General features: G+C 49.7%; 15 protein-coding genes. 10 read left to right on the top strand and 5 right to left on the bottom strand.

Annotated elements, in window-relative coordinates; all coding sequences use genetic code 11:
- Positions 1 to 42: 42 nt before the first annotated feature.
- Positions 43 to 2076 (top strand): NADPH-dependent 2,4-dienoyl-CoA reductase, encoded by a 2034-nt coding sequence (locus UM181_03160; GenBank protein WQC63625.1) that lies wholly within the window; start codon positions 43 to 45, stop codon positions 2074 to 2076.
- Positions 2077 to 2122: 46 nt separating this feature from the next.
- Here UM181_03160 and UM181_03155 read toward each other — a convergent pair whose 3' ends face one another.
- The 5 genes from UM181_03155 to UM181_03135 all read right to left on the bottom strand — a co-directional run bounded on the left by UM181_03155 (position 2123) and on the right by UM181_03135 (position 6337).
- On the bottom strand, positions 2123 to 3061 hold the full coding sequence (locus UM181_03155) for an OmpA family protein (protein ID WQC63624.1): 939 nt from the start codon (positions 3059 to 3061) through the stop codon (positions 2123 to 2125).
- A complete protein-coding gene (locus tag UM181_03150; protein ID WQC63623.1) occupies positions 3033 to 3605 on the bottom strand; it encodes a peroxidase-related enzyme in 573 nt (190 codons plus the stop codon). Before UM181_03150 ends, UM181_03155 begins: the two co-directional genes overlap by 29 nt.
- Positions 3602 to 4339, bottom strand: a complete 738-nt coding sequence (locus UM181_03145; GenBank protein ID WQC63622.1) for a GNAT family N-acetyltransferase — start codon at positions 4337 to 4339, stop codon at positions 3602 to 3604. The genes UM181_03150 and UM181_03145 overlap by 4 nt, the downstream gene beginning before the upstream one ends.
- Positions 4336 to 5058: a molybdopterin-binding protein gene (locus UM181_03140; GenBank protein ID WQC63621.1), complete on the bottom strand. Its 723-nt coding sequence runs from the start codon at positions 5056 to 5058 to the stop codon at positions 4336 to 4338. The genes UM181_03145 and UM181_03140 overlap by 4 nt, the downstream gene beginning before the upstream one ends.
- Positions 5059 to 5158: 100 nt before the next feature.
- Positions 5159 to 6337 (bottom strand): sigma-54 dependent transcriptional regulator, encoded by a 1179-nt coding sequence (locus tag UM181_03135; protein ID WQC63620.1) that lies wholly within the window; start codon positions 6335 to 6337, stop codon positions 5159 to 5161.
- Between the two features lie 152 nt (positions 6338 to 6489).
- Here UM181_03135 and UM181_03130 point away from each other — a divergent pair, with 152 nt between their 5' ends.
- The 9 genes from UM181_03130 to UM181_03090 all read left to right on the top strand — a co-directional run bounded on the left by UM181_03130 (position 6490) and on the right by UM181_03090 (position 16803).
- Positions 6490 to 7644: a sigma-54 dependent transcriptional regulator gene (locus tag UM181_03130; protein ID WQC63619.1), complete on the top strand. Its 1155-nt coding sequence runs from the start codon at positions 6490 to 6492 to the stop codon at positions 7642 to 7644.
- Between the two features lie 13 nt (positions 7645 to 7657).
- Positions 7658 to 7999 carry a flagellar hook-basal body complex protein FliE gene (gene fliE, locus UM181_03125; protein ID WQC63618.1) on the top strand — a complete coding sequence of 114 codons (342 nt, stop codon included), beginning with the start codon at positions 7658 to 7660 and terminating at the stop codon, positions 7997 to 7999.
- 19 nt (positions 8000 to 8018) lie between these two features.
- On the top strand, positions 8019 to 9887 hold the full coding sequence (gene fliF / locus UM181_03120; protein WQC63617.1) for a flagellar basal-body MS-ring/collar protein FliF: 1869 nt from the start codon (positions 8019 to 8021) through the stop codon (positions 9885 to 9887).
- 15 nt (positions 9888 to 9902) lie between these two features.
- The gene (gene fliG, locus UM181_03115) at positions 9903 to 10931 is read left to right on the top strand and encodes a flagellar motor switch protein FliG (protein ID WQC63616.1); all 1029 of its coding nucleotides are present in this window, start codon (positions 9903 to 9905) and stop codon (positions 10929 to 10931) included.
- Between the two features lie 2 nt (positions 10932 to 10933).
- Positions 10934 to 11866, top strand: a complete 933-nt coding sequence (locus UM181_03110; GenBank protein ID WQC63615.1) for a FliH/SctL family protein — start codon at positions 10934 to 10936, stop codon at positions 11864 to 11866.
- The gene (locus UM181_03105; protein ID WQC63614.1) at positions 11859 to 13193 is read left to right on the top strand and encodes a FliI/YscN family ATPase; all 1335 of its coding nucleotides are present in this window, start codon (positions 11859 to 11861) and stop codon (positions 13191 to 13193) included. The genes UM181_03110 and UM181_03105 overlap by 8 nt, the downstream gene beginning before the upstream one ends.
- Positions 13194 to 13295: 102 nt before the next feature.
- The gene (locus tag UM181_03100) at positions 13296 to 13616 is read left to right on the top strand and encodes a hypothetical protein (GenBank protein WQC63613.1); all 321 of its coding nucleotides are present in this window, start codon (positions 13296 to 13298) and stop codon (positions 13614 to 13616) included.
- 116 nt (positions 13617 to 13732) lie between these two features.
- Positions 13733 to 16159, top strand: coding sequence for a flagellar hook-length control protein FliK (locus tag UM181_03095; protein ID WQC63612.1), 2427 nt, complete (start codon positions 13733 to 13735; stop codon positions 16157 to 16159).
- Between the two features lie 14 nt (positions 16160 to 16173).
- Entirely contained in the window at positions 16174 to 16803 is a 630-nt protein-coding gene (locus tag UM181_03090) for a flagellar basal body-associated FliL family protein (protein ID WQC63611.1), read from the top strand.
- Positions 16804 to 16805 lie beyond the last annotated feature (2 nt).

The raw sequence follows: 16805 nt of genomic DNA, 5'->3' as shown, positions 1-16805 counted from the left end.
CATGATTTGGCACGATGACCTATTGTAATCGCGAGAGGCCAAATGTCTGCTGAATATCCATCCATTTTCACCCCTTTAGATCTTGGTTTCACAACGTTGAAAAACCGCATTTTGATGGGATCGATGCACACCAATCTTGAAGAAACGCATGACTGGGATCGAGTTGCTGAATTTTATGCTGAACGCGCAAGGGGCGGCGTGTCTTTGATGGTTACGGGTGGGATTGCGCCAAATAAAGAGGGCGGTGTGTTTCCAAACGCGGCGGGGCTTTGTTCAGAGGAAGATATCGCGCACCATAAGATCGTTACGCAGCGTGTCCATGCGGCAGGTGGAAAAATCGCCATGCAAATTTTACATGCTGGACGCTATGCTTATAGCGCTGATTGTGTGGCGCCTTCGGCGGTGAAATCGCCAATTTCGCCCTTTATTCCGCAAGAGCTTGATGAGGCGGGGATCGAAAAACAAATTGCCGATATTGCCGCCACAGCCCTACGCGCCAAGCAGGCAGGCTATGATGGCGTGGAAATTATGGGCTCTGAGGGGTATTTCCTTAATCAGTTTTTGGTCACCCATACAAATAAACGCAGCGATCGATGGGGTGGCAGCTATGAAAATCGCATGCGTTTGCCAGTGGAAGTTGTCAAACGTGTGCGTGCCGCAGTTGGCAGCAAATTTATCTTGATTTACCGCCTGTCGATGATTGATCTTATTCCCAACGGATCCACGCATGATGAAGTGGTGCAATTGGCGCAGGCGGTTGAAAAAGCTGGGGCTAATATTCTGAACACGGGTATTGGGTGGCATGAAGCGCGGATTCCAACCATTGCCACCTCGGTGCCGCGGGCCGCTTTCGCTTGGGTGACCAAAAAGCTGATGGGAAAAACATCGATCCCGATCATAACTAGCAATCGGATAAACACCCCAGACGTGGCAGAAGATCTGATTTCCAGCGGGTGCGCTGATATGGTTAGCCTGGCGCGGCCGTTTTTAGCGGATCCGAATTTTGTGGCCAAAGCTGCGGCTGGCAAAGCCGCCGAGATTGCCCCGTGCATCGCGTGCAACCAAGCTTGTTTGGATCACACATTCAGCGGAAAAATCAGCTCTTGTTTGGTGAATCCAAGGGCCTGCTTTGAAAAAGAATTGGCCATTAAGCCCGCGGAAAAACCAAAAAAAATAGCGATTGTCGGGGCTGGGCCGGCGGGTTTGTCCTGCGCGATGACGGCCGCGCAATGTGGGCATCATGTGACTATATTTGACAAATCCGACCGTATCGGCGGCCAGTTAAATTTGGCCAAGCAAGTTCCGGGAAAAGAAGAATTCTGGGGACTTGTGGATTGGTTTGAAACGATGATGACCTTGTTGAAGGTGGATATGCGGCTGGGATATGAGGTAGGTGCGGCTGATTTTGAAGGGTTTGATGAAGTGATTATCGCCACTGGCGTAAGCCCGCGCGATCCTGCGATACCAGGGCAAACCGGGCGCAATGTGCATTCCTACATCGATGTGCTGAGCGGTAGGGTTAAGATTGGCGACAAAGCGATTGTGATAGGGGCAGGCGGTATCGGTTTTGATGTGTCTGAATATTTATTGCACCCCGCCGGCGACAGCCTGACGGAGAGCTTGCCAGATTGGATGCGCGAATGGGGCGTTGGAGACCCTGAGGAAACGCGTGGCGGCTTGGCCGCGGATGGCCCGCAACCCCAGGCGCCGGCGCGCGCGGTGACTTTGGTGCAGCGCAAGGCTGAAAAACATGGCAAGCGCCTTGGCAAAACAACCGGCTGGATCCATCGATCCGCGCTGCATATGAAGGGCGTGGAAATGATTGGCGGGGTGAATTACGAGGAAATCACCGAACAAGGATTGCGGGTGTCTTTTGGAGCGGCGCGCGAAACCCCGCAGATGATTGAAGCGGATGATATTATCTTATGCGCGGGCCAAGAGCCCGAGCGCAGCTTAGCCGATATCTTGATCCAGCACGGCCGCGCTGCACATGTAATTGGTGGTGCGGATGTTGCCGCCGAATTAGACGCCAAAAGGGCAATCGATCAAGGTGTTCGGCTTGCCTTATCGCTGTAGGGGAGAGGCGCGCATATCGCTTTTGCGTGCGCGTCGATAATGTGATTTAGCGTTGTAGCAAGACTTCAACGCGTTTGTTTTGGCGCCGTCCGGCTTCGCTGTCATTGTTTGCAACGGGGGATAAATACGCAACCCCCTGCGCCATAATCCGTGCCGGATCAATGCCAAATTCATCTGCCAGATAGCTTGCAACGGCCTGCGCCCGCCGTTTGGAGAGCGCCAAATTCACCTCGAATGAGCCCTTGTTATCCGTGTGGCCAACCAAGATTATATTTGCTTCTTTTTCAGTTTGCAGAAATTCAGCGAGGCTGATTAAGCTTTCAAAGGGCCCACGTCCTAAGGATTCGGAACCTGAATCAAACGCCAGCCCGCTTAAAATTGCAAAGCCGTTTTTGCGCAGCGCGGTGCGGACATCTTTGGTCGGTGGCGCAGCGTTGGTTTGGGCGCTGGGCAAGTTTGTCGTTTCTATTAACGTGCGCCCGCCAGCTTCAATGATTTGCAAAAACAGTTCATTTCCCGATTTGCTGAAAAGCAATGTTTTGATGTGTTCATCTTTTTGCAGCGCGATAAACCGGTAACGAGTTGTATCGACATACATAAATGGCGGATCGATCACCTCTGTTGCAAATCGGAAGTCAAATCCCCCACACTCAGCAGATTGGCAATCGAGCAGCGCGTTAAACCCCATATTTTGTAACTGGCTTAAAATAGGCGCGGCAAATTGGTTGATTTCCAACAGGCTTTGCGGCAGTTTCCACGCCGATTTATGCAATTCGCCTGTCACTGTGCGGGTTTTCAGTGCAGCATTTTTCCAAATCTCAAGCGGCATATCATATTGGCCAAAAGCGTGCGTTTCTGAAAACTGTTCAATGATTGGGTCTGGCAAAACCAATGGCGCTTGCGCCATTGCTGGTGCAATCAGGCAAACCTCAACCCAAAGGGCGAGCAGGATGCGGCTAACGGCTTTGGGCGTGATAGTCATCATTTGGCCGCATATCAACAGCGCTGGCGACCCGATTGGTCATGTTGAAAAAGCCGGCGACATTGGCAATATCCCAGATATCGCGATCACTAAAGCCAACATCACGTAGGGTTTGGCGATCAACCTCTTCAATCTCAGAGCTGTTCTTTGTAATTTTCTCGGCAAAGTCGAGCATTGCCCGCTGCCGTGGATCAAGCGGTGCGCTGCGGTAATTCATAACGATCATCTCCCCCAGGATCGGATCTTTGGACAAAGCGCGGATTGCCGCACCATGGGCGGTTAGGCAATAAAAACACCGGTTCACCGAAGAAACGACGACAGCGATCATTTCGCGCTCTAATTTGCTTAAACCGCTGGGGGCAAGCATCAAACTGTTATAAAGGCCGCTAAACGCGTCTAATTTTTCGACGTCAAACGCATGGGCTTGCAAGACATTTGGCACCATGCCCAGTTTTTCTTCGCACACATCAAAATATTTTTGCGTGGCCTCTGGCAAAGGGTCCATGGGTGGAAGGTTCAGCGCTGTGACCTGCGGCTTTGACGTCATTGAAGATCCCCTTTCAAACGGTAATGGTAGTGTCCCACATGTTTCATCCCGAGTGAAGAATAAAGGTTTTGTGCTACGGAATTTTCTTTTGTGCAGGCCACGGCTAAAATGGAGCAGCCCTGACTTTGACCCCATAATGCAGCTTTGCGCATCGCCCATTTCGCTAGGCCTTGTCCGCGCTGCTCGGGTAAAATCATTAACGCATGCACCATGATCACAGCCCCATGACAGGCTAAAAATGCAGTGCCCGCCGCGCGCCCCTTCCAACGGATCAGAAGGCTGGTTTTAGCCTGTGTTGCACGGTCCATAACATTCATGCGTTGCGGGCCAACCCCGTCGAGCGCCCAAATATCTTTTTGGATTATCAAAGGAGGCCAAATCTCGAATAAGGTGGTTTTGGGAAGCGGTTGGTCGCATAAATCGGCCACCGGTTGGGCCAATAGGTCGGTGGGATCAACAAGGTGATAGCCGCGCTGTGCAAGCGCTTTATCCAGCTCGCTTTGCCCCTCATCAATATGAAACAAAAGCGGTTGATTTAAATCGCGCAGCGCCTGCTCAGCCCCATCAATCTCTGGCGCGGTGGCCGAAATCTGATCGAAGGCCAAACGCGCGGCGCACACACGTTTTCCGCCGCCATCCGATTGGAATATACGCCACGGGCCAAGCTCGAATTGTCGTTTGCATGGCCAGGTTCCTTCCAGCGCCTGCTTGGCGTTGTGAAATGGGCGTATCACGCGCCTAAATAAGCAGATAAAGCTTTGAAAGCGTTTTCTAACCGCTCAGGGTCGCTGCCTCTTATCACGATATTAGAGCCGTAAAGACCATTTTTTTGAAAAGGATAGGACCCAAAGGATAGATCGGGAAAGCGCGTTGCAAGCGCGCCTAGCGGCGCCGCAATATCACCCTCGCCGCGCTCAATTCGCAGGGTTTTACTTTGCAGCGGTGCACCCCCTGTGATCTGTGGTAGAACGCTGGCGACCATGGCTTTAAAAACAGATGGCACTCCGGCCATTACATGCACATTGCCAAGCGTGAAGCCGGGCGCGGTTGAAACCGGGTTTTCAATCAGGCTTGCCCCTTCTGGTATCCGCGCCATTCTCAGCCGGGCAGCGTTGAGTTCGCTGCCTTGACGTTCATAATGGGCCTCTAGCAGGGCACGCGCATCCGCGCGAATATCGATGGGTGCGTTAAAGGCCGCAGCGATGCAATCGGCGGTAATATCGTCATGTGTTGGCCCGATACCCCCTGACGTAAACACCATGTCATAGGTTGCTGAAAGGCTGCTTGCGGCCTGTTTGATGGCATCAGCATCATCGCTGACCACGCGCGCTTCTTTTAGATCAACACCGGCATCTGTGAGCGCGGCGGCCAAATACTGCGTATTCGTATCTTGGGTTCTTCCGGAAAGAATTTCATCTCCGATGACAAGCATCGCGGCTGTTGGGTTTTGCATATTTTATCCTTAGAAGCAGAGAATATCAGAGGCTTGGCAGAGTTTCTTGAAAGGGCAAGGCCCATTGACGTGGCACCATTTTATCGTGTGATTTTGGATTTTAAAGAAGTCGATCTGATGGTGCTAGCAGCTCTTTTTCGGCCAAAGAGAATTGTTTAATTTTTTGCATCAGCATATCGGGTTCGATGCCCAATTTGCCCGCGGCTTTTTCAACATTTCCTTCGGTTTCGTTCAAGGCGGCGACGATCAAATTCTCTTCAACATCGGCAAGAAATTCATGCAGGTTCAAAGGTTGATCTGCCGCAAAAAACCGAGATTGTTCAAGCAATGTCTGCTTTGTATCAAGAAACGGAGTGCTTGGTGATTGATCTTGTAGCGCACCATCCCAAAAGGTTGCCTGATCTTTAACCGTCGAAACACCGTCATGGAAATTTGGCATGAGCGGTTCAATTTTTTGAATTCCGAGCCGTTCACCGCTGTAAAGAACCGAACATTTTTGCAAAAAATTAGCGAGTTCCCGAATATTCCCTGGCCAATCATATTGCTGTAAAAACGCAATTGCATCGGGCTCAAAGCTGACGGGTAATATTTTCTTTTCGGTTTTCTTTAAGCGCATTGAGAGCACGGTGATGAGCTCTTCGATATCTTCAACGCGCTCTGCAAGGGGAGGGTTCGCAATCGTGTAAACTGCAATTCTGTACAGAAGATCAGCACGAAATTCTCCGCGTCGGGCCATTTCACCGATATCCGTATGGGTTGCACAAACCAATCTGAAATCTACAGGAATAGATTTTTCTGAGCCAATTTTCTGAACGGTTTTGGTTTCTAGAACCCGCAGCAGTTTCGCTTGAAGTGACAGTGGCATATCCCCGATTTCATCAAGGAACAGCGTGCCGCCTCCTGCGTCTTCTACTTTGCCTTTGCGCCCCTTATCTGCCCCGGTGAAAGCGCCCTTTTCATATCCAAATAATTCCGCTTCCAGAAGCTCGGCGGGGATTGCAGCAGAGTTGACGGCAATGAATTTTCCGCTGCGCCCGGACAGTTTGTGAATGCCTTTTGCGATAAGCTCTTTGCCGGACCCGGTTGGACCCACGGCCATAACGCTGACTGGAAACGGGGCGGCAAGCTCAATATGTTTGCGCACATCCTGAATTTTTTCGGAAGATCCTGCGATTAAATTCTCAAGGAATTTTGATCCGGCCATGAAGTCTGTCGATCCTTGGGCATGCGTTGCGTATAACACGGTTTTCGCATCATTTTGATATGTTGGCCAGAACAATACGTTAATTCGCGCGCTTCTCAGAAAACTTTGGGCTTTTAAGCATCATTTCCACCGCGTCGGCATATTAAATTTACCTTAAAAATACGCTTCTTTAATCACAGGTATTTTTTGGCACGCTAATTGCCTGTTATATCCTGAAGGAGAAAAAAATGCTGTATTCACTACACGTTTCTGATTTTAAATTTGCTGGAAAACTGTCGCAGATTCTTCAGAATTATCAATGCAGCATTGTTGAGCATTCTGAAGTGAAAGAGACATGGGATGCCCAAGGACAAAAAGTAAAAGCCATTTTGAGCGCCGCATTTGAGCAAAAACTAGGCGGTCTGAAAGCGGTTGTAGAGATGGTGAAAAAACGCGGCGCGAAATCGATTGTGATCGTGGATGAAGCAGCTGAGGCTTTTCGCGTCGAACGCTCGATGAATGGCGCTTTGCTGCGCGTCTCGATGCCAATCGTCTCAGATGATATGGCACAATCCTTTATCTTCGCGCTTGTTGCGAGTTTCATCACCGATGGGGATAGCACGATTGCCGCAGATCCGGTTTCGGTTGATCTGCTTAAATTGGGTGATCGCGTTGCCAGGGCACAGGTGAATGTGTTCGTGAATGGCCCAACGGGCAGTGGCAAAGAGGTTTTGGCGAAGTACATTCATAAAAAGTCTTCGCGGGCTGAAAAGCCCTTTGTCGCCATCAATTGCGCGGCAATCCCAGAAAATATGCTGGAAGCGCTTTTATTCGGCCATAAAAAAGGCGCCTTTACCGGGGCTTCAACATCCAGCGATGGTATTTTTCAAGCAGCGGATGGCGGCACATTGCTGTTAGATGAAGTTTCGGAGATGTCGATGCCGCTGCAAGCCAAATTGCTCCGGGTGTTACAGGAAAGATCTGTTGTTCCTTTGGGGGCTTCGGCGCCAATCCCTGTGGATGTGCGCACGCTGGCGACGTCCAACCGAAATATACCGATGGAAATCCGGCGCGGGCGGTTCCGCGAAGATCTTTATTTTCGTTTGAACGTGTTTCCTTTGGCCACCAAGGCGCTGAACGAACGCTTGCAAGATATCATTCCAATTGCTGCCGAATTGCTGGTGCGCCATCAAAGCGATTTAGAGAATTTTCCAACGATTTCTGGCCCGGCCTTGCAGCGTTTGCTGGAGTATTCATGGCCTGGGAATGTGCGCGAGCTGGAAAATGTCATTCAACGCGCAACCGTGCTGCGCAATAGCAATATTATCGAATTTGAGGATATTATGATCGATACGCCGAGCCCGGAATATCATCTTGATGAACCTCTCGTATCGCATGTTTGAGGAGAGATAGGTCATGTCCGCTATTTCAGGTGTCAGCAGCTTGCAGTCGATCCAATCGTCACAAGCCAACGCATTGGCCAAAACCGATTCTATGAAGCTTAAACTGGCTGAGGCCACGGGCTTTAAACCGGCTGGCGTGTCTTTTGCCGAGCGGTTGGGCGAGTCTTTGAATTCTGTGGCTGAGTCGCAAAACAAAGCCGCTCAATCTGTAAAAGATTACGAATTGGGCCGCGAACAAGACCTTTCAAAAGTGATGGTTGAGCAGCAAATTTCATCGCTTGGCTTTCAATTAACGTTGAATGTCCGAAACAAAGCCCTCAGCGCGTATAAAGAAATCATGAATATGCCTGTTTAATGGAAGAAACGTGTGAATAATGACTGAATTAACAACCAATACGGATTATCCAGCGGCGCAACAGGGCGGCATGTTGCCAGCTATTAGATCATCTTTCAAACAAGCCGATAGCTTTTATCGTCAACCTGCTTTTCAACGAGCGCTGCCTAGTATTGCAGCGGCTGTAGTGGCGATTGTGGGTCTTATTGTCTACGTTGCCATTCAAACACCAGACCGCACAACGCTGTTTGCCTCATTGAGCGAAGGCGAAAAAGCCCGCGTTTTTGATGCGCTGAAAAATAACGGTATGGATGTACAAATTGACCCGGCCACCGGTGAATTAACCGTCCCGGTAGATGATTATCACAATGCTAAATTGAATTTGGCGTCGCAAGGTATCCCGATGCAAGCGCCGACGGGCTCATCAGCTTTGAATGACATGCCAATGGGCACAAGCCGGTCTGTAGAAGCCTTAAAAATCAAACAATCATTAGAATATGAACTAGCCCGTTCCATCACTGAAATAGAGTCGATCACCAATGCACGCGTCCATCTGGCTATCCCAGAGCGGTCTGCATTTGCACGCAATACCCAAGAGCCAAGCGCATCGGTGTTTATAGAACTTGCATCTGGAAGAACGCTGAGTTCGACGCAAGTGGAAGCGATTGTGAATTTAGTGTCTTCATCCGTACCAAATTTGGGCAAGAGCAAAGTGTCGATCGTGGATCAGGCGGGGCGCTTGCTGTCAAATTCTATTGAGGATGCGGCGTCAACCGCGTCTGAGTTGCAATTTCAATACCGGATGCGGATTGAAGATATTTACCGCAGCCGGGTGGAACGCCTGCTAACGCCGATTGTCGGTCCTGGAAACGTATCAAGCCAAGTGAATATTGATATAGATTTCACCACATTGGAGGTGACCGAGGATCGGGTATTGCCTGACAACGTCCTGTTGAGCCAACAAAAAAGTGTTGATGAACAAGTGGCGAACAGAGCCCGAGGTATTCCGGGATCAGTTGGCAATACGCCGCCGGCGCAAAGCAATTTTGATGCGATTGGAAATGAAACTGATGTCATAGGAACTGACGCAGATGCAGCAGGGGAAGCCCCTGTAGCCGATGCCGCGCCGCAGGTGGATGATCTAAACGCCGTGCCCGGAGATGCGAACACTGGCAATACTGTTGCGGATTATGCGCTTCCAGATGCGCCCAAAAAAGCCAAGACGGTACAAAAAGCAGATCCCATGATGCGGTCGAGCAGCGAAGTTCAGAACTATGAGGTCAGCCGCCAGATTTCTACGCGTAAAATGCCGTCGGCGAAAATTCAAAAAATTACCGTCGCCGTATTATTGCGTGAACAAATGCTCGTGGGCCCCGATGGTCAATCGCAAGTTCAAAAGATCAGCGCTGAGGAAAAACAAGAAATTCAAGCTTTGGTGACCAATGCATTGGGCCTGACGCCTGAGCGTGGGGATATGGTGATTATTTCTAGCCGTCCCTTCATGACCAAAATTGTTGATGGAGTGGTTATTGAATGGTACCAAGAGCCATGGGTGCGTGACTTGATGAATAAATCTGTGATGTTGTTAATCATTGCTGTGGTTTCGTTAGGAATTCTTCGTCCCTTGATGGCGCGTCTGCTAACGCCATCTCAAGATGCTTTGAAAGCCTCTTTTGCAGATCAAAATATGGCAGAGCTCGAGGCTATGGATTTGCAGGACGGACAATCGCTTGAAGATCTGAAAGCTAAGTTGAAGCCTAAGAAAACGGCGATTTCAGCTGAAATGTTAGATACGGCGAATTCTTATGATGATAAGGTCGCATTGATCAGAATGATGGTGGGGGACGAAGCCGGCCGGGTGTCTAATGTATTTAAGGCGATGATGGAAAAAGACATGAACGTGATTTGATGAAGGTAGCGGAAGATGGCTGAGGCAGTAGGCGTAGAAGAAGAAGTGATCGAGCTGACAGGAACGCAGAAATCTGCGATCCTAATGATGCTGCTGGGCGAAGATGAAGCGGCAGAGGTGTTGAAAAATCTATCGCCTCGAGAAGTCCAACATCTTGGAACCGCAATGTATTCGGTGGCCACGGCCGATCAAGAAACGGTGAATTCGGTTCTCGATGAATTCTTAGAAATTATCAAAAAGCAAACCAGTTTGGGCTTAGGAGCCGGTAATTATATTCGTAATGTGCTGCAAAAAGCGCTTGGTGATGATAAGGCGCAATCAGTTCTTAGCCGCATTACACCCGCCAGCAGTGAGCGCCCGATTGAAATTCTAGATTGGATGGATGCACGCTCGATTGCGGAATTGGTGCAAGATGAGCATCCGCAGATCGTTGCGTTGATCGTATCCTATTTGGATTTTGGTTTGGCTTCGGATGTCTTGGGGCTTTTGGATACGCAAATGCAATCGGAGGTGATCATTCGTATTGCCACATTGGAAATGGTGGATCCGGCGGCACTTAAAGAACTTGAAAAAGTGATGCAAAGTAAATTCAAAGCGAATACCAGCTTGCGGTCATCACAAGTGGGCGGCGTGAAAGCAGCCGCTAAAATTATGAACTTCACCAAAGAAACGATGGAAAAACGCATTCTGAATGATGTCAAGAAAGCCGATAAAGATCTGATGCAGGCAATCCAAGACAATATGTTTACCTTTGACAATCTGGGTATGTCAGATGATCGCTCGTTGCAGACCTTGCTTAGAAGCGTTGAGATGGAGGATCTTATCCTGTCGCTCAAGGGTGCTGATGAGTTCCTGAAAGATAAGCTCTTTGGTTGTATGTCAACGCGGGCTGCGGCCAATATTCAAGATGAAATGGAAGCTCTTGGTCCTATTCGACTGACTGAAGTGCAAAATGCGCAAAAACGTATTATTGCCGTGGCGCGCAAAATGTCTGATGAAGGCACGATTGTTCTGGCCGGTCGCGGCGGGGATGAAATGGTATAACCATGAGCAATGTGAGCGAAGATTTTGCGGTTTTAGACAAGACCAACCATAAAAAAATGGCAGCGGCTGTGAAGGCGGCCATGGATGCAGATTTCAAGGTTGAAGAAAAATCTTTGAACGATGCAGAACGGACGTTTAAACGAAAATCTATCGCGCATTTTGTAAAAGCCAAACTCAGCTTAGAAGAGTTGCGCCAAGGTGGAGCCGCCGCCGCTGATACGCCGGCGCCGGAATCTGCAGACACATTAAGTGAGCCGCAAGGTGACGCGCAAATGGCTGTTGATGCGGGTCAAACGGTATCTGGCGTTGACGCTGCAGAGGATATGGATGCGCTGACATCTTTGCTGGAAGAGGAACCGCAAACCGAAGTGGCTGTAGAGGCTGAAGCGGGGGCGCAAGCCTTTGCCGCGAGCGCCGAGCCTGAAAATCAAACCCAGATTTCCGCTCCTGAGCTCGAGCAGGAAAAAAATGCCGCTTATGAGGAGGGTTTTGCTGCAGGCCGCGCCGCTGCTTTAAGCGAACTTGAAGAGCAGAGGCTGGAACAATTGGGCGTGCTGAAATCAATCGCGGATCGTTTGCAAAATGAAGCCGCGTTTGATTTTGAGAATGTTTCACAAAAAGTGCTTGAAACCGTCTATAATCTGTCGAGCGAGCGCTGTGGGCTGGGTTTGGATGCCAATCCCGAGGGGTTTTTAGCCCATGTTCAAAAAAAATTAGATCAAGTTCAGCTTTTGGCCGACCATAAAAAGGTGTTCTTCAATGCCGAGGATCTAGAAAGTCTTCAGAAATTCGATGAATTTGAAGGGATTTTTAACGGCGTCGAAGTGCATCAAGACCGTGAGTTGAAGCGCGGAGATGTGATCGTAAAAGTGGGCGGTGTTGAAATTCGCGACACACCGTTCTCAGATTTTGAAAAGCAGAGCGTCGATGAATGATTTCACCAATGAGCTTTTGCGCGATCTGGATCGTCGGCTGCAACCGAGCAAAAACGCCCAAATGTCGGGAAAAGTTGTTAAATTTGACGGCTTAACAGCGCATTGCGATGGGTTTCCAGCCCGTGTGGGGTCGATTTGTAAAATCGAGATAGGTGCTGGCAATGAAGTGTTTGCAGAGGTTATCAGCTTCAAAGAAGGCCTCAACCAACTTGTGGTGTTTGATCTTGGAGCGGGCGTTAAGGCAGGCGATAAAGTAACCCTGGTAGAAGAAGGCCAATCGATATCTGTGGGTGATGATTATCTTGGCCGGGTGTTTGACGCGATGGGCGCACCGCTTGATAATCGCGCCGCACCGATTGGAAAAGACAGCTGGCCGCTGCATGGAAAATCCATGAATCCATTGGATCGACGCCATATATCAACGGTGTTGAACGTGGGTGTGAAATCGATAAACGGTTTATTGACGTTGGCGAAAGGTCAAAGGGCCGGCATCATTGCCGGTTCTGGTGTTGGCAAATCCGTCTTGCTGAGCATGATGACCAAGCACAGCGATGCAGATGTGATCGTGGTGGGGTTGATCGGAGAACGCTCGCGCGAAGTTTTGGAATTTGTAGACCGAGTTTTTGATGAAAAAACCCGAAAAAAGCTTTGTGCGATTGCCGTCCCTGCAGACCGCTCGCCGCTTTTGCGTATTCGCGGGGCCAATCGAGCAACCGCGATTGCCGAGTATTTTCGCAGCAAGGGTAAAAATGTTCTACTGATTATGGATTCCTTGACTCGCGTGGCGCATGCGCGGCGCGAAATAGGATTGGCGCTGGGCGAATTGCCCACATCCAAAGGATATCCGGCATCGGTTATTGCGCTTATATCGGGCTTGATCGAACGTGCAGGTATGGGCAGCGTTACAGAAAAAGGTTCAATAACAGGTATTTATACTGTTTTGGCTGACGGGGATGATACGAATGATCCGGTGGTGGATACCGCGCGCGCGATTTTGGATGGTCACATTGTTTTGAATCGTGACTATGCCAATTTGGGGATTTACCCCGCGATTGATGTGTCTCAATCGATCAGCCGTGTGATGTCGGATGTTGTGAATGCTGAGCATCTTGCTTTGTCGAATAAACTGAAGAAACTGATCAATATTTATAATGAGAACCGGGATTTAATCTTGATGGGTGGATATGCCGCTGGGCAGGATGTTGATCTGGATATCGCGTATAAAATCTGGCCAGATATCGTGAATTTCTTGAAACAAAACCCACAGGATAATGTGTCCGTTGCGGATACAGTGGCTGCGTTGAAGGCTTTGTTGGGGGGGACATAAATGCGCCCAGACCGCAAAAAAAAAATCTTGGAAAAGATGTCGAGAAAGAACCTTGCCGCGTCCTTAAAAATAAAAAAGGCTCTGGCGGATCAGCGATCCCAAATGTCAGATTTAGAGGGGCTTTTGGCCCGTATTCGCGAATTACAAGCAGGTTCTGAAGAGCCATTTTATGACACGCCCAGCCAATTTCGCGCTGCACGATTTTATTCTTCTAAATTGGCTGAACAACTTGAAATGGTGGCGAATAGAATTGAATTTATTCAAACGGAAATCGATAATTTGGCTGCGGTTACGCGGCAAGATTCGTTGAAACGTCAAAAAATTGACCGCCTGATTGCGGAAGCAAAACAGCTTATACATCAGTATGCAGAGCGTGAGGCTGATAAAAAAACCACCTATCCGTCGGCAGTAAGGCGCAGCTGATCGCCGTGCGTTTAAGCTATAAAGGCACACGTTCCGATGGCCCGTTTATACCTTTGCGCCGTTATTTGGCACATAAATTGCTAGGTTTGTGATAGGAAATTCAGGGTCGCCATCATATGAGCATTGCCAATATATCTTCAAGCGCAATTGATAAATTGCTGTCAGCCACGCCTGAAGAGCCTCTTGTCGGCTCGAAAGGTGCTGCGCTTTTTGCGAAGTTCTCAGAGCTTTTGACATCGGGGGCGGGCGCCGATCATGGCGACAACCCAGAGCAAAAAAAACTGACGGAAGGTGAATCGTCAAATACCTTACAGTCGGGCGATGAAATTGATATTGTCGCCTTTTTAGGTTTTATTGCTGCGCTTGAAGATCAAGTGTCTAAAACTCCAGATGGCGACGGTTTGCGCGCAAGCGTATCAGAACTTTCCGGCGAAGATATTGGATTAAAGGACCTAGCGCCGGCAATCATCGCAGATCCGGATTTTCTCATGATGCGGGATAAATTTGCGCAGGCGATGTCGGCCTTAGCTGATGACCCTCAGGCGGTTGCAGTGCCCAGTCTCAACGGATTATTGCCCTATCTTGAGGCCTTCCACAGGCACTCTTCTGTTGGGATGAATAAAGAGCCGCAAACCGCTGACGCCTTGCCGGTGGCAAAAGGCGCTTTGCGCCTTGATTATGCAGAAAACATGGTGAGAACGCAGGATATCGCCTATCCAAGCGAGGCAGCTGCCAATCAGCCTATGGCAAAACTTTTGGTGCCGGTAGCCCTCTTAAATGGCGAGGCGATGCCGCATAAGAATTTGCCGGATCCGCCTGAAAAGCCCGGATCTTCAAAGGGTGAAAGTACGCCGTTAAAACTTCTTCCTGGGCAGCCTGATAAAGTTGCGCTGGTCAGCAACGATACGCAAGTGTTCGAACCTATAAGTGACAAGAGCGCCACGCCAGAGGTGGGTCGCGGTGCGCTTGCGGTTACAGGGCTAAAGGAAAATCGGGAGCAAGGGATGGCCACTCCAGGTCCTGCCACGCCCGTGAAAGTGCCTGAAACAGATGAAGTTGCACCGAAATCGATTGCTGCGCAAACCGCAGATAGGCAGACGGATGCGGAACCTCGCGCACGCGCGATGCATCAAATCCCGCAGGTAGAGCCAGAAAAAATCTCTGAACTTCGCCAACGCGCAGCTGATGGTTCATCCTTCGCGGATCTTTCGAAAAATAATACATCGAGTCTGCCTTCGATGCCATCATCGCAGCCGGTTGACCCTGCTGCGGATCTTTCGAAAAATAATACATCGCGTCTGCCTTCGATGCCATCATCGCAGCCGGTTGACCCTGCTGCGGATCTTTCGAAAAATAATACATCGCGTCTGCCTTCGACGCCATCATCGCAGCCGGTTGACCCTGCTGCGGATCTTTCGAAAAATAATACATCGCGTCTGCCTTCGATGCCATCATCGTCGCCGGCTGACCCTGCTGCGGATCTCTCAAAAAATAATACACCGCGTCTGTCTTCGATGCCACCATCGTCGCCGGTTGATCCTTCCTCGGATCTAGAAACGGCGCCTAAGATGGATAGTGGCAAGCTTCAGGTTTCAGAGGGCCAGCAAAAAGAGGCGGTAAAGCCCACAAACTTATTAAAACCTGAAATTGCTTTGAAGCCAGAACAGATCGCGTTGCGCGCAGCGTCAGCACTGTCAGCAAGCAGCAATGATCCCGCGGCGCCTTCAAAAATCAAGGTAGCGCTGGAAGCAAGTGCTCCGGCGGCGGCCACTGCGCTTCAAAAGGCAGTTGAGGCCGAGTTTAAGCCGAAGCCTGACGTAAAAGGCACCGCAGCGAAAATTCAAAAGCCCTCTGAAAAAGGCAAAGACGCACCCGCATCCGCGCCCGTGACAGGTGCCGCCGGCGCCGCGCTGCGCCAAGCAGCCCTTGCGGCTGTTGCCAGTGAGGGCGGGGCAGAAGCAGCCCAAGATTTAAGCGCATTGCCGCATTCTATATCCCCATTAAACAGCGCCAGCCCGCAATTGGCACAAACGCAAACCGCGCCTCAAACCTCTGGGCAATTGCTGGATAAATGGGTGGATTCGCATCTTGATTTGAACGCGCGAGGCTGGACCCAGACTTTGGCAAGAAATGTAATTTCAGCGCTGAGAACCGGCCAGCAACAAATTGCGCTTACCTTATCGCCGGCCTCCTTGGGCAAAATGCATATTGCTTTTGGGCGCAATGAAAGTGGCTTGGATGTGAAAATCCAGGCAGAACGCAAGGCAACAGTCTCGCTTTTTGGCGAGTCTGAAGGAAAAATCATTTCTAGTCTGGAAACCGCAGGTTACCGCGTGACCTCGCTGTCATGTTCGGTTATGCAGACAAGCGATGAAAATTTCAATATGAACCTCGGGCAGGGGTTTAATGAGCAAGAAAACCCATCGGGTGATGAACGATCACAAACCGCGCAAAAGAATGAGCAAAACGCTGGAAAAGAAGCAGATGATGCCAGTCTTAAGGGCAAAGGTGATCAAGATGGCCTGGTGGATATAACCATATAATCGAGGATCGAGTTATGGCTGAAGAAGAAGAACCAAAGAAAAAATCTGGTATTGTAACCATCGTCATTTTCGTTGTTGCAGGGTTTATTCTAGTGGCAATTGGCCTAGGCGTTGGCTTTTTGGTATTTGGTGGTGCGCAAGGCAACCCGCAAGATATCGCCAATGAAATTGTCACCAAGCAAAATGAAGCCAAAGGCGATGTTGCTGGCGAGGGCGAAGGCGAAGGTGAAGCCGAAGTTGAATGCGATGACGAGGAGAAGGATGAAGAGGGCAATTGCCCAGGCGATCCTGAAAAAATTTCGAAGGAAACCCCAAAGGACAAGGTGTTTCAAACCCTGTATTATGAGATCCCCGGATCTTTGACGACCAATCTCAAAGGCTCTCGCAGGTTCTTGCAAATTTCGGTTGGGCTTTCAACAAAGTATGATGAAACAATTTTAACCAATGTTGAAAACCATTTGCCGGCCTTGAAATCGGTGGTTCTCGCTGCGCTCAGCGATTACACAGAAGAAATGGTCGTTGGCCGCGAGGCGCGCAAATTGCTGGCGGCTGATATCCAGTCTGTGATGAATGAAAAGCTGGAAGAACTTGAAGGGTTCGGTGGTATAGAAGAAGTCATGTTTACGTCCTATGTAATGCAGTGATC

Source organism: Alphaproteobacteria bacterium US3C007, from assembly GCA_034423775.1.
Taxonomy (GTDB): Bacteria; Pseudomonadota; Alphaproteobacteria; order Rhodobacterales; family Rhodobacteraceae; genus Thalassovivens; species Thalassovivens spotae.
Note: the sequence above shows the minus strand (reverse complement) of the source record. Positions and strands in the feature narration are given on the sequence as shown.